Below are 13,756 nucleotides of genomic sequence, written 5' to 3' on the forward strand. Positions count from 1 at the left end.
GGGTGACGGTCTGGCTCAGAGGTGCTTCTCGGCGCCGGTGAGGACCGACCGCAGCCGCGACTCGATGTCGTCGAACTCGGGCTGGCCGATGATCAGCGGCGGCGCGAGCTGGATCACCGGGTCGCCCCGGTCGTCGGCGCGGCAGTAGAGGCCGGCATCGAAGAGCGCCTTGGACAGGTAGCCCCGCAGCAGCCGTTCGCACTCCGCGTCGTTGAACGTCTCGCGGGTCTCCTTGTCCTTGACCAGCTCGATGCCGTAGAAGTACCCGGCGCCACGGACGTCGCCGACGATCGGCAGGTCGAGCAGCTTCTCCAGGGTGGCCCGGAAGTTCGGGGCGTTGTCCTTGACGTGCTGGTTGAGGCCCTCGCGCTCGAAGATGTCCAGGTTGGCCATCGCCACCGCCGCGCTGACCGGGTGGCCACCGAAGGTGTAGCCGTGCGGGAAGTAGGTCGTCCCCTTCTTGAACGGCTCGAACAGCCGGTCGCTGGCGATCATCGCGCCGATGGGGGAGTAGCCGGAGGTCATGCCCTTGGCGCAGGTGATGATGTCTGGCACGTAGCCGAAGTCGTCGCAGGCGAACATCGAGCCGATCCGGCCGAACGAGCAGATCACCTCGTCGGACACGAGCAGCACGTCGTACTCGTCGCAGATCTCACGAACCCGCTCGAAGTACCCGGGCGGTGGGGGGAAGCAGCCGCCGGAGTTCTGCACCGGCTCGAGGAAGACCGCAGCCACGGTGTCGGGGCCTTCGAACTCGATGGCCTCGGCGATCCGGTCTGCGGCCCAACGACCGAAGGCCTTGTCGTCGTCGCGCAGGTGCTCGGGGGCGCGGTAGGAGTTGGTGTTCGGGACCTTGAAGGCGCCCGGGACCAGCGGCTCGAACATCTCCTTGGCGGCCGGGATGCCGGTGATCGACAGGGCTCCCTGCGGGGTGCCGTGGTAGGCCACTGCACGGCTGATCACCTTGTGCTTGGTGGGCTTGCCGGTGAGCTTGAAGTACTGCTTGGCGAGCTTCCAGGCGCTCTCGACCGCCTCGCCGCCACCGGTCGTGAAGAACACGCGGTTGAGGTCGCCGGGGGCGCCGGCGGCCAGACGCTCGGCGAGCTCGATGGCGCGCGGGTGGGCGTAGGACCACAGCGGGAAGAACGCGAGCTCCTTCGCCTGCTTCGCGGCCGCCTCCGCGAGCTCCTCGCGCCCGTGGCCGACCTGGACGACGAACAGCCCGGAGAGGCCGTCGATGTACTCGTTGCCGCGGTCGTCCCAGATCTTGTGGCCCTGGCCGCGGGTGATGATCGGAACGCTGTGGCCCAGGCCGCCCTCGCTGCGGTCCTCGAAGACCGAGTGGCGCGTGAAGTGCATCCACAGGTGGTCTCTGGCGGCCTCGCTGTGCAGCGTGCCCAGCGGTGTGTGGGTGTCGCTGGACGGTTCGAAGATGGACAGGTCAGTGGTCATCGAGTACCCCAGTTGTAGTGCTGCTTGTTGAGTTTCAGGTAGACGAACGTCTCGGTGGTCTGCACCCCGGGAAGGGTGCGGATGCGACGCGTGAGCAGGTCGAGCAGCTCGGCGTCGTCCTCGCAGACGACCTCGGCCAGCAGGTCGAAGGACCCCGCCGTCGTGACGACGTAGGACACCTCCGACATCGCCGTGAGGGCGTCACCCACCGGCAGGAGGTCTCCGTCGACGCGGATGCCGATCATGGCCTGCCGGCGGAACCCCACCTGCAACGGGTCGGTGACGGCGACGATCTGCATGACCTCCTGGTCGAGGAGCCGCTGCACCCGCTGGCGCACCGCCGCCTCGGACAGCCCCACACGCTTGGCGATGGTGGCGTAGGACTGCCGACCGTCCTCCTGCAGCTGCTCGATGATGGCCTTCGACACGTCGTCGAGGCGCACATCGGCGCTGGTGCTGGGGAGTCGGGTCACGCTGGTCATGGTGGTCCCCAGATGCCGATAAAGCAAGTCCCCACACGACGGAATCAGTCGCACTCGGCGGCATTCGACAACGTTTTCCGTATCTTGACAGCCGCAACCTATTGAAATCCATCGTCGGGCGGCTACAGTGCGAAGGCACCGGAATCAGTACCCGATCCGCATTGGAGCACATCAGTGACTGCCACGTCCGCGGCCCCCCGCGTCCTGCGCAACTTCATCAACGGCGAGTACGTCGAGGCGCAGACCGATGCGACCACCGACCTCGTCAGCCCCGTCACCGCCCAGGTCGTCGCCAAGGCCCCGGTCTCCACCGCGGCCGACGTCGACGCCGCCTACTCCTCGGCCAGCAAGGCGTTCGCCGAGTGGGGACAGACCACCCCGAGCGAGCGCCAGCAGGCCCTGCTGAAGTTCGCGGACGCGATCGAGAAGCGGGCCGACGACTTCGTCAAGCTCGAGGCCGAGAACACCGGCAAGCCGTGGGCCCTCACGGCGTCCGAAGAGGTCCCGCCGATGGTGGACCAGATCCGGTTCTTCGCCGGCGCAGCCCGCGTGCTCGAGGGTCGGGCGGCGGGGGAGTACATGAAGGGACACACGAGCTGGGTCCGGCGTGAGCCGATCGGCGTCGTGGGTCAGGTGACCCCCTGGAACTACCCGATGATGATGGCGGTGTGGAAGATCGGCCCCGCCCTGGCCGCGGGCAACACGATCGTCCTCAAGCCGTCGGACACCACGCCCGAGACGACCCTGCTGCTGGCCGAGATCGCCTCGGAGTTCATGCCGCCGGGCACGTTCAACGTCGTCACCGGCGACCGCGACACCGGTCGCGCGGTCGTCGAGCACAAGACGCCGGCACTGGTCGCCATCACCGGCTCCGTCCGGGCCGGCATGCAGGTGGCCGAGAGTGCCAGCCGGGACCTCAAGCGGGTCCACCTCGAGCTCGGTGGCAAGGCGCCGGTCATCGTGTTCGACGACGCCGACATCGAGGCCGCCGTCGAGGGCATCGCGGTCGCCGGCTACTTCAACGCCGGCCAGGACTGCACCGCCGCGACGCGGGTGCTGGCAGCCCCCCACATCCACGACGACTTCGTCGCCGCCCTCGGCGAGTACGCCAAGAACTCGGCGAAGGTCGGCCTGCCCGACGACGAGGACGCACTCCTCGGCCCGGTCAACAACCGCAACCAGCTCGAGCGGGTCCAGGGCTTCCTGTCCCGCCTCCCCGACCACGCCTCGATCGCCGCCGGCGGCCACCGGCTCGACGCCCTGGGCGACGGGTTCTTCCTCGAGCCCACCGTGCTGTCCGGCCTGAAGCAGGACGACGAGGCGATCCAGGACGAGATCTTCGGGCCCGTCATCACCGTGCAGCGGTTCACCGACGAGGCCGAGGCGATCGCCTGGGCGAACGGTGTCGACTACGGCCTCGCCTCCAGTGTCTGGACCAAGGACTTCGGCCGCGCGATGAGGGTCTCCAAGGCCCTCGACTTCGGCTGCGTCTGGATCAACACGCACATCCCGATCGTCGCCGAGATGCCCCACGGCGGGTTCAAGAAGTCCGGCTACGGCAAGGACCTGTCCATGTACGGCTTCGAGGACTACACCCGCATCAAGCACGTCATGGCCAACATCGACAGCTAGACCGACCACCTGAGGCCGCTGACAGCGCCGCCGGCGGCCCACCCCCCAGAACCCGGGAAACCCTGACCCGGACTTCTCCGAGAATTCCACTCTCACCCGCAGGAGCCCCCATGAACGACAAGACCCCGACCCCCATGCAGGCCGCCTTCATCCGCGGCGCGCTCAGCCGCCGCACCCTGATGACCGGCGTTGCCGGGCTGGGTGTGACGGCACTGGCTGCCTGCGGATCGAAGGGACGCAGTCCCTCGGCGAGCACGACTGGCTCGGTCACGCCGACGGCCAAGGCCGCCCAGGACATGTCCGACACCGAGAAGCTCGTCAACTGGTCGAACTGGCAGCAGTACATCGACGTCTCCGACGACGAGAAGAGCCGCCCGACCCTCGATGCGTTCACGAAGGCGACCGGGATCAAGGTCAACTACACCGAGGACTACAACGACAACGACGAGTTCTACGCGAAGGTGCGTCCACTGCTCGCCGGTGGACAGGACACCGGTCGCGATGTCTGGTGCTCCACCGACTGGATGGTGGCCCGGCTCATCCGCCAGGGCTACGTGCAGCCTCTGGACAAGGCCAACATCCCCAACGCCCAGAACCTCGAGGCGGCGTTCCAGGACGTGTCGTTCGATCCGGGTCGCAAGTACTCGCTGCCCTGGCAGGCTGGGTTTGCCTGCATCGGCTACAACACCAAGGCGACTGGTGGCAAGAAGGTCACCACGATCACCCAGCTGCTGACCGACCCGGCGTTGAAGGGAAAGGTGACGCTGCTGTCCGAGATGCGCGACACGGTGGGCCTGGTGCTGCTCGACCAGGGCAAGGACCCGTCGAACTTCACCGACGCTGACTTCAAGGCTGCCATCGCCATGATCCAGAAGGCCAAGGACGCCGGCCAGATCCAGAAGTTCACCGGCAACGACTACACCGACGGGCTGAGCGCCGGCGACATCGCCGCGTGCGTCGCCTGGTCGGGTGACGTGGCGTCGCTCAGCCTCGACGCACCGGAGCTGGAGCTCACCCTGCCCGAGGCCGGGTACACGCTGTGGTCCGACAACTTCGTCATCCCCGCCATGGCCAAGCACAAGAAGAACGCCGAGAAGCTCATCAACTACTACTACGACCCGAAGGTGATGGCGGAGGTCGAGGCCTGGGTCAACTACATCGCCCCTGTCGCGGGCACCAAGGACGCGGTGGCAGCCATCGACAAGGACCTGGCCGCGAACCAACTCATCTTCCCCTCCACCGAGACCCTCGCAAAGGCGAAGAAGTTCCGCGACCTCACCTCCAAGGAGGAGTCCGAGTTCACCCGCCTGTTCACCAACCTGGCGACGGGCTGATGGCGGCGACGCAGACCTCGGGAGACCTGAAGCTCTCAGGTCTGACCAAGGAGTTCGACACCTTCACCGCGGTGCACCCGATGGACCTCGTCATCCCGCAGGGCTCGTTCTTCGCCCTGCTCGGACCGTCCGGGTGCGGCAAGACGACCACGCTGCGGATGGTGGCCGGCCTCGAGCAGCCCACGGCGGGTCGGATCCACATCGGGGACACCGAGATCACGGACACCAAGGCCCACCAGCGCAACGTCAACACGGTGTTCCAGTCCTACGCCCTCTTCCCGCACATGAACGTGCTCCAGAACGTCGAGTTCGGGCTCCGTCGTCGGGGCGACCGGAACGCCGCGGCCAAGGCCAAGGAGGCGCTGGAGCTGGTTCAGCTGAGCGAGGTCGCGAACAAGAGGCCGGCGCAGCTGTCCGGCGGGATGCAGCAGCGTGTGGCCCTGGCCCGGGCCGTCGTGAACCGGCCCGACGTGCTCCTGCTCGACGAGCCGCTCGGGGCCCTCGACCTCAAGCTGCGACGCCAGATGCAGATCGAGCTCAAACGCATCCAGCAGGAGGTCGGGCTGACCTTCATCCACGTCACCCACGACCAGGAGGAGGCCATGACCATGGCCGACACCATCGCGGTGATGAACGCCGGGCGGATCGAGCAGCTGGGCGACCCGGCCACCCTGTACGAACGCCCCGCGTCCACCTTCGTGGCCAACTTCCTCGGGCAGTCGAACCTGCTCAAGGCGACGGTGTCCGGTCCGGCCCAGAACGGCGAGGTGCCGGTCACGGCATACGACACTGCGCTGACGGTCGCGGCCGACCACCTGCCTGGCAACGCCAAGGAGGTCTGGCTCGGTGTGCGCCCCGAGAAGCTGCGGCTGGGCGAGCACGGTGGTCCGAACCGGCTCCGCGGCACCGTGACCGACGTGTCCTTCACGGGCGTGGCCACGCAGTACCTGGTCCGCATGCCGTGGGGCCGCGAGCTCACGGTGGTCCAGCAGAACGACGGCTCCGACCGCGCCCGCCCCGGCGAGGACGTCACCCTGTCGTGGGCCGCCGAGCACGGCTTCGCCCTCGACGCCGCCCAAGCGGCGGACGCCGGCGTCGAGGAGGAGAGCTAGTGGCCGAGGGCGCTGCCGTCGTCGGCACGGGTGCGCCGGTCCGCAAGCCGGTCCGCCGCGGGCGATGGGTCCCCTACGCACTGCTCGCTCCCGGGCTGCTGTGGCTCGTCGTGTTCTTCGTCGTGCCGATGGTCACGCTGGGCTCGCAGTCGCTGCAGGAAGGCAACATCGACGACGGCTACGTCTTCACGGGGAACGTGTCGATCTACGCCGACGCGGTCCAGCGGTACTGGCCGCACCTCCTGCGCTCGGTCGGCTACGCCGGGACCGCCACGGTGCTGGCGCTGCTCCTCGGTTACCCGCTCGCGTACTTCATGGCGCAGAAGGCCGGACGCTGGAAGAACATCCTCCTCATCCTCGTCATCGCGCCGTTCTTCACCAGCTTCCTCATCCGCACGCTCGCCTGGCGCAACATCCTCTCCGACGACGGGCCGGTGGTGGCATTCGCTCAGTCGATCGGGTTCACGGGCCTGCTCCAGGCGGTCGGCCTGACCTCCAACGACACCTTGCTCGCGTCGAAGTTCGCGGTGATCTGCGGCCTGACCTACAACTTCCTGCCGTTCATGATCCTGCCGCTCTACGCCTCCCTGGAGCGCCTCGACCCGCGCCTGGTCGAAGCGGCCGGCGACCTCTACGCCTCACCGCGCGAGGCGTTCCGGCGGGTCACGTGGCCGCTGTCCCTGCCGGGGGTGGTCGCCGGCACGCTGCTCACCTTCATCCCTGCCTCGGGCGACTTCATCAACTCGAGGCTGCTCGGGAACACCGAGACCGTGATGATCGGACAGGTCATCGACAGCCAGTTCCTGCGAGTGCTCGACTACCCGCTCGCGGCGGCGCTGTCGTTCATCCTGTTGACCATGATCGTCGTCCTCGTGACGTTCTACGTGCGCAAGGCCGGCACCGAGGAGCTGGTCTGAGTGGCCGTGCTGTCCTGGATCCGCCGACACCTGCTGGCCTTCGCGGCCCTGGCCGTCCTGGCGCTGCTGCTCGTGCCCAACGTCGTGGTGGCCGTGTTCTCGTTCAACGACCCGGTCGGCAAGTTCAACTACAACTGGGCCCGGTTCTCGACCGACGCCTGGGCGCACCCGTGCGGGTCGCCGGGGATCTGCGAGTCGCTGGGGCTGAGCCTGCGGATCGGCGTGACCGCCTCGCTGGTCGCCACCGTGCTCGGCACGATGGTGGCCCTCGCGCTCGGCCGCTACCAGTTCCGCGGGCGTGCGGCGACGAACCTGCTGATCTTCGTACCCATGGCCACCCCCGAGGTGGTGATGGGGTCCAGCCTGCTCACGCTCTTCCTCATGCTGGGCATCCCGTCCGGCGGGCTCGCGATCCTCATCGCCCACATCATGTTCTGCGTCTCGTTCGTCGTGGTGGCGGTCAAGGCGCGGGTGGCGACGCTGGACCCGCGCCTGGAGGAGGCGGCGGCCGACCTGGGTGCGACCCCGGCCCAGACGTTCCTCAGGGTGACGTTGCCGCTGGCGGCTCCCGGCATCGCGGCCGGGGCGCTGTTGGCCTTCTCGCTGAGCTTCGACGACTACATCATCACCAACTTCAACGCCTCACCCAGCTCGATCACCTTCCCCATGTTCGTCTGGGGGGCCGCCCAGCGCGGTGTCCCGGTGCAGGTCAACGTGATCGGCACGGTCGTGTTCCTCGCGGCCCTCCTCTTCGTGATCGCCGGCCAGGTCCTCAGCAACCGACGACAGAAAGCGGTCTGATACCCGTGCGCATCCTCATGATCGGCGCCGGTGGCGTCGGCGACGCTGCCGCGCGCATTGCCGTCGAGCGCGACTTCTTCGAGCAGTGGGTCGTCGCCGACTACGACCTCGGCCGCGCACAGGCGACGGTCGCTGCGGCGACTGCCCGCCGGGACGGCGAGCAGCGGTTCGTGGCGGCGCAGGTCGACGCGTCCGACGAGGAGGCGGTCGCGGCACTGGCGCGGGAGCACCGGTCGACCCACGTGTTCAACGCCGTGGACCCACGGTTCGTCATGCCGATCTTCCGTGGCGCCCTGGCCGCGGGCGCGGGCTACCTCGACATGGCGATGAGCCTCTCGCGGCGCCACCCCGACGAGCCCTACGCCAAGGTCGGGGTGAAGCTCGGCGACGAGCAGTTCGCGATGGCCTCGGAGTGGGAGGAGTCCGGCCAGCTGGCCCTGCTCGGCATGGGTGTCGAGCCCGGGCTCTCCGACGTGTTCGCCCGCTACGCCTCGGACCACCTGTTCTCGAGCATCGACGAGCTCGGCACCCGGGACGGCGCCAACCTCGCCGTCTTCGACGAGGAGGGCAACGAGACCTTCGCACCGGGGTTCTCGATGTGGACCATCATCGAGGAGTGCCTCAACCCGCCCGTGGTGTGGGAGAAGTCCCGGGCCACCGCCGGGGGAGGGCTCGAGTCGGGCTTCTTCACGCTGCCCGCCTTCAGCGAGCCCGAGGTGTTCGAGTTCCCGGAGGGCATCGGCCCGGTGGAGTGCGTGCACGTCGAGCACGAGGAGGTGCTGCTCATGCCGCGGTGGCTGGACGCCGAGCGGGTCACCTTCAAGTACGGCCTCGGCGACGAGCTGATCACCATCCTGCGCACCCTCCACACGCTCGGCCTCGACGGCACGGACCCGGTGCGGGTCAAGGGCGTCGAGGTGTCACCTCGTGATGTCGTCGCGGCCGTCCTGCCCGACCCGGCCACCATCGGGCCGCGGATGAAGGGCAAGACCTGTGCCGGCGTCTTCGTCACGGGCACCGGCAAGGACGGGAAGCCGCGTCAGACCTATCTCTTCCACGTCTCCGACAACGAGGAGACCATGGCGGAGTACGGCGCGCAGTGCGTCGTGTGGCAGACCGCGGTCAACCCCGTCGTCGCCCTCGAGCTCGTGGCGACGGGTGCCTGGAGTGGTCGTGGCGTGCTGGGTCCGGAGGCGTTCGACGCGCAGCCTTTCCTCGACCTGCTCGCGGCCCCGAAGCCGCAGGGCTACGGCTCGCCCTGGGGCCTGGAAGACCGCTGATTCCTATGGCCCGCAACGGGACTAGGTTGGTTCCATGACGAGATACGGCCAGCAGTACGGCCCGGACTTCACCTTCCTCGGCGTGGACCGCTGCGACCTCGACGACGAGGCCACGTATACCGGTGCCGACGTCGTCATCCTCGGCGCGCCGTTCGACGGGGGCACCTCCCACCGGCCGGGCACGCGCTTCGGTCCCCAGGCGATCCGGATGACCGACTACCTGCCGCACGACGGCTCGCGACCGTCGCTGGCGCTGCGCACCGATGGCCTCGTCGACCTCAGGGTGGTCGACGCGGGCGACGTCGAGATGTACTCCGGCGACATCGAGCGGTCCCTGCCGAAGCTCGAGGCCGCCGTCGAGCGCGTGACGCGCGCGGGCGCCATACCGGTGGTGCTCGGAGGTGACCACTCGATCGCCTTCCCGGACGCCAAGGGAGTCGCCAACGTGCTCGGCCACGGACGGGTGTCGATGATCCACTTCGACGCCCACGCCGACACCGGGGACATCGAGTTCGGGTCACTGTGGGGGCACGGCCAGCCCATGCGTCGGCTGATCGAGTCGGGGGCCCTGCGCGGCGACCGGTTCCTCCAGATCGGGCTGCGCGGCTATTGGCCACCGCCCGAGACCCTCGACTGGATGGCCGGCCAGCAGATGCGGTCGTTCGAGATGACCGAGATCGTGCACCGTGGGCTGGACGAGGTGCTGACCGAGGCCTTCACGATCGCCACCGACGAGTGCGAGGGTGTCTTCCTCTCGGTGGACATCGACGTGTGCGACCCCGGGCACGCACCCGGCACGGGCACCCCGGAGCCGGGTGGCCTGTCGGCCCGACAGCTCCTCGACGCCGTCCGGCGGATCTGCCTGGAGCTGCCGGTGGTGGGTGTGGACGTCGTCGAGGTCAGCCCGCCCTACGACCACGCCGACATCACCGCCGCCCTCGCGAACCGCGTGGTCCTGGAGGCGCTCTCGGCGATCGCCCGCAAGCGCCAGGACGAGCGTGACGGCACCCGTTGGGACCCGTCCCAGCCACTGCTGTCGGGGCGCAACGGCGCCATCCCGCAGGGCCACATCCCGCACCAGCACACCCACCAGACCCATGACCAGGCACCCGATCAGTCGCACGACCACACACCGGAGGAACAGGGCTGATGGCCACCACGCAGAAGTCCCTCATCGACTCGGTCCCCAAGGGCCTGCTCATCGGCGGCGCGTGGCGTGACGCCACCGGCGGTGCCACGCTCGCGGTCGAGGACCCCTCGAACGGGAGCACCCTGGCCCACGTGGCCGACGCGAGCGTCGCGGACGGCAAGGCCGCCCTCGACTCGGCAGCCGGTGCGCAAGCGGCGTGGGCGGCGACGGCGCCGCGCGACCGCGGCGAGATCCTCCGGGCGGCCTTCGAGCTGATCACCGAGCGGGCCGAGGACTTCGCCACGTTGATGACCCTGGAGATGGGCAAGACCCTGGCCGAGTCGCGCGGCGAGGTGACCTACGGCGCGGAGTTCTTCCGCTGGTTCTCCGAGGAGGCCGTGCGCATCCACGGCCGGTGGTCCACCGCACCCAACGGCGCGACCCGGCTGATGACGATGAAGAAGCCGGTTGGCCCGACGCTGATGATCACCCCGTGGAACTTCCCCCTGGCCATGGGCACCCGCAAGATCGGCCCGGCCATCGCCGCCGGCTGCACCATGGTCGTCAAGCCCGCCAGCCAGACCCCTCTGACGATGCTCGCCCTCGCCGAGCTGCTGCGCGAGTGCGGCCTGCCCGCCGGTGTGCTGAACGTCATCACCACGTCCCACACCGGAGACGTGATGGAGCCGCTCATCCGCGACCCGCGGTTGCGCAAGCTCACCTTCACCGGGTCCACGGGGATCGGTCGCAAGCTCGTGGAGCAGTCGGCCGAGCAGCTGCTGCGGGTCTCGATGGAGCTCGGCGGCAACGCGCCCTTCATCGTGTTCGAGGACGCCGACCTCGACCGCGCCGTCGACGGGGCGATGCTGGCCAAGATGCGCAACATCGGTGAGGCCTGCACGGCGGCCAACCGGTTCTTCGTGCACGAGAGCATCGCCGAGCAGTTCGCGAAGAAGTTCGCCGCCCGGATGTCTGGTCTCACCATCGGCAAGGGCACCAAGAAGGGGGTCGACGTCGGCCCGCTCATCGACGCCAAGGCGCGCGACGGGGTGACCGAGCTCGTGGAGGACGCCAAGGCCAAGGGCGGCACCGTCGTCACCGGCGGTGGACAGGTCAAGGGGCGCGGCTACTTCTTCGAGCCCACCGTGATCACCGGGGTCCCGATGAGTGCCCGCATGATGAGCGAGGAGATCTTCGGGCCGGTGGCACCGATCACGACCTTCCGCACCGAGGCCGAGGCGATCACCAAGGCCAACAGCACCGAGTTCGGCCTGGCTTCCTACGTCTTCACCAACGACCTGGGCCGGGTGATCCGGGTCAGCGAGGCACTCGAGTACGGGATGATCGGCATCAACCAGGGGATCATCTCCAACCCGGCCGCTCCGTTCGGTGGGGTGAAGGCCTCTGGCTTCGGCCGGGAGGGCGGCTTCGAGGGGATTGACGAGTACCTCGAGACGACCTATGTCGGAATTGCCCCGTAACGGCGAGACAAATGTCATCCGTTCGGATGCCAACCACGTCAAACTCCCCCAACGGGGGCCGTGGGGTTGTTGAATCGGTCACATGACCACGGACCCGGCCCCCGTCCTGTCGGTCGCGGGCAGCTTGTCGCCTGACCCCGCGTCCGAATCCGAGGACTTCGCTTCGCACTCGCGCAACGTCGGGCGGCTGCGCTCCCTCAGCGACGTGCTCGTCGAGACCGACGAGAAGCTCCGCCTGGGTGAGACGGCCGGGGCACGGGTCTGGCCGACCGGCTTCGAGGCCCTCGACCTCGCGCTGACCGGTGGCTTCCGCTCGGGTGAGCTCGTGCTGATCGGCGGACCGCAGGGTCTCGGCAAGACCGCGATGGCCCTGCAGATGCTGCGCAACACGGTGGCCGCCAACCGCAGTGCGGTGTTGTTCACCTACGAGCACGACGCCCACAGCATCCTCGAGCGGCTCATCGCCATCGAGGCCGGCGCCATCAAGGGCATCGAGGGCGTCGGGCTCACCAAGATTCGCGCGGGCTTCGAGGCCCGGCACAGCCGCGCGCGGTCGATGCGCGAACGCTTCGCCGACACCGTCGGGGGCGCCGAGGCCGTCGAGGCGCTCGAGGGCTACGCGCAGCGGCTGCACGTGCACACCTCCAGCGGCATGCACACCACGATCGACGCGATCCGCGCGGCGGTCGCCGAGGTGGTCGAGTCCGACGGTCGCCCACCGCTCGTGCTGGTGGACTACCTCCAGAAGGTCCCCGTGCCGGGCGTGACCAACGAGGAGGACCGCATCTCGGTCGTCGTCGAACGGCTCAAGGACATGTCGCTCGAGCTCGGCGTGCCGGTGGTCGCCATCGTCGCCGCCGACAAGTCCAGCCTGGTCGCCGGTCGCCGCATGCGGGTCAACGACCTGCGCGGTTCCTCCGCGCTGGCCTACGAGGCCGACGTCGTGCTGATCCTCAACGACAAGTACGACATCGTCGCGAAGCACCACCTCGTCTACCACCTCGGCAACGCCGAGCGGTTCCGCCACTGGGTCGTCATGTCGATCGAGAAGAACCGCAACGGCGCCGACCACCTCGAGCTGGAGTTCCAGAAGCGGTTCGAGCAAGGCCGCTTCGAGCCCGAGGGCCGCGTCGTCGAGGAGCAGCTCATCGAGGAGCGCGTCTTCCAGCAGTAACCCCACGGCCGTAGGACCTCTGCCGGGTGCGGGGCCGCGAACGCCCCCCTAGGGTCGACCCCATGCCCGCTGACCAGCGCAGGACCGCCAGGCTCGCGGTGGCCCTGCTCGCCGTCGCGGTCGTGCTGGTGGTGTGGTGGTGGGCCGGCCACGGCTCCGACGGCCAGCTCGAGGAGCGCGCCGCAGGAGGCTCCTCCGCCAGGTCCGCGCCCTCCGCGGCAGGCTCCGCCCCGAAGGACGACAGCGGCCTGCCCACGGTGCAGCTGGCCGAGCTCCCGCAGGAGGCGCAGCGGACCCTCGACCTGATCGCGGACGGCGGCCCGTACCCCTACGCCAGGGACGGAGTCGTCTTCCAGAACCGTGAGCGCCTCTTGCCGCGCAAGGCGGGCGGGTACTACCACGAGTACACCGTGCCCACGCCCGGCGAGGACGACCGTGGCGCCAGGCGGATCATCACCGGCGACGGCGGCGAGCTCTACTGGACCCCTGACCACTATGCGTCGTTTCGCGTCATCGTGATGGAGGGAGGTGGCCCGTGATCCGTGTCCTGGGGCCCGAGGTGGCCATCGCCGAGGTGGTGCGTGAGGCCCAGCGCGAGGGGGGAGAGGTGTCGGTGGTGCCCGCCGGGTCGACCAAGGCGGAGAGCATCGACCTGTTCGCCGAGGTGTTGGACTTCCCCGACTGGTTCGGTCGCAACCTCGATGCGCTCGCCGACTGCCTGCACGACTACGCCGAGGAGCCGCACGAGGACGGCCGCACGCGCCACCTCGTCTGGGACGGCGTGGCGCAGCTGCGACGCGACCATCCCGAGGGCTACGCGGACATCACGAGCGTCCTGGACGAAGTGAGCAACGACCACGACACGTTCGTCGTGACAGTCCTCGACCGCTGACTCCCCCCCACCGCGAGCGCGTGAAGGCCGCCCGGTGGGTCGTGCACCCGGCGACCCTCGCGGGGGTCGC

Annotated in this window: 13 protein-coding genes; 11 read left to right on the forward strand and 2 right to left on the reverse strand. The window is 68.8% G+C overall.

The features are described from left to right. Positions 1-15: 15 nt before the first annotated feature. Together AC1DWJ_RS12325 and AC1DWJ_RS12330 are read right to left on the reverse strand one after the other, a co-directional pair. The gene (locus AC1DWJ_RS12325) at positions 16-1,452 is read right to left on the reverse strand and encodes an aspartate aminotransferase family protein (protein ID WP_457253295.1); all 1,437 of its coding nucleotides are present in this window, start codon (positions 1,450-1,452) and stop codon (positions 16-18) included. Further along, positions 1,449-1,934, reverse strand: a complete 486-nt coding sequence (locus AC1DWJ_RS12330; RefSeq protein WP_477620900.1) for an Lrp/AsnC family transcriptional regulator — start codon at positions 1,932-1,934, stop codon at positions 1,449-1,451. The genes AC1DWJ_RS12325 and AC1DWJ_RS12330 overlap by 4 nt, the downstream gene beginning before the upstream one ends. Before the next feature lie 174 nt (positions 1,935-2,108). Here AC1DWJ_RS12330 and AC1DWJ_RS12335 point away from each other — a divergent pair, with 174 nt between their 5' ends. The 11 genes from AC1DWJ_RS12335 (at position 2,109) to AC1DWJ_RS12385 (ending at position 13,686) form a co-directional block, all read left to right on the forward strand. Beyond that, positions 2,109-3,566, forward strand: a complete 1,458-nt coding sequence (locus AC1DWJ_RS12335; protein WP_457253293.1) for a gamma-aminobutyraldehyde dehydrogenase — start codon at positions 2,109-2,111, stop codon at positions 3,564-3,566. Between the two features lie 110 nt (positions 3,567-3,676). Beyond that, the gene (locus AC1DWJ_RS12340) at positions 3,677-4,900 is read left to right on the forward strand and encodes a polyamine ABC transporter substrate-binding protein (RefSeq protein WP_457253292.1); all 1,224 of its coding nucleotides are present in this window, start codon (positions 3,677-3,679) and stop codon (positions 4,898-4,900) included. Next, positions 4,900-6,012, forward strand: a complete 1,113-nt coding sequence (locus AC1DWJ_RS12345) for an ABC transporter ATP-binding protein (RefSeq protein WP_457253291.1) — start codon at positions 4,900-4,902, stop codon at positions 6,010-6,012. The genes AC1DWJ_RS12340 and AC1DWJ_RS12345 overlap by 1 nt, the downstream gene beginning before the upstream one ends. After that, entirely contained in the window at positions 6,012-6,929 is a 918-nt protein-coding gene (locus AC1DWJ_RS12350; RefSeq protein ID WP_477620901.1) for an ABC transporter permease, read from the forward strand. The genes AC1DWJ_RS12345 and AC1DWJ_RS12350 overlap by 1 nt, the downstream gene beginning before the upstream one ends. Positions 6,930-6,938: 9 nt before the next feature. Beyond that, positions 6,939-7,730: an ABC transporter permease gene (locus tag AC1DWJ_RS12355; protein ID WP_457254156.1), complete on the forward strand. Its 792-nt coding sequence runs from the start codon at positions 6,939-6,941 to the stop codon at positions 7,728-7,730. Between the two features lie 5 nt (positions 7,731-7,735). Then, entirely contained in the window at positions 7,736-9,010 is a 1,275-nt protein-coding gene (locus tag AC1DWJ_RS12360) for a saccharopine dehydrogenase family protein (protein WP_477620902.1), read from the forward strand. Between the two features lie 34 nt (positions 9,011-9,044). Further along, positions 9,045-10,160 carry an agmatinase gene (gene speB, locus AC1DWJ_RS12365; RefSeq protein ID WP_477620903.1) on the forward strand — a complete coding sequence of 372 codons (1,116 nt, stop codon included), beginning with the start codon at positions 9,045-9,047 and terminating at the stop codon, positions 10,158-10,160. Further along, the gene (locus tag AC1DWJ_RS12370; protein ID WP_457253287.1) at positions 10,160-11,620 is read left to right on the forward strand and encodes an NAD-dependent succinate-semialdehyde dehydrogenase; all 1,461 of its coding nucleotides are present in this window, start codon (positions 10,160-10,162) and stop codon (positions 11,618-11,620) included. The genes speB and AC1DWJ_RS12370 overlap by 1 nt, the downstream gene beginning before the upstream one ends. 82 nt (positions 11,621-11,702) lie before the next feature. Then, positions 11,703-12,794 carry a DnaB-like helicase C-terminal domain-containing protein gene (locus AC1DWJ_RS12375; RefSeq protein WP_457253286.1) on the forward strand — a complete coding sequence of 364 codons (1,092 nt, stop codon included), beginning with the start codon at positions 11,703-11,705 and terminating at the stop codon, positions 12,792-12,794. Positions 12,795-12,856: 62 nt separating this feature from the next. Beyond that, positions 12,857-13,333, forward strand: coding sequence for a guanyl-specific ribonuclease (locus AC1DWJ_RS12380; protein ID WP_457253285.1), 477 nt, complete (start codon positions 12,857-12,859; stop codon positions 13,331-13,333). Further along, positions 13,330-13,686 carry a barstar family protein gene (locus tag AC1DWJ_RS12385; RefSeq protein WP_477620904.1) on the forward strand — a complete coding sequence of 119 codons (357 nt, stop codon included), beginning with the start codon at positions 13,330-13,332 and terminating at the stop codon, positions 13,684-13,686. The genes AC1DWJ_RS12380 and AC1DWJ_RS12385 overlap by 4 nt, the downstream gene beginning before the upstream one ends. Positions 13,687-13,756 lie beyond the last annotated feature (70 nt).

The sequence above is a fragment of the Pedococcus sp. P2_D7 genome (assembly GCF_056404295.1).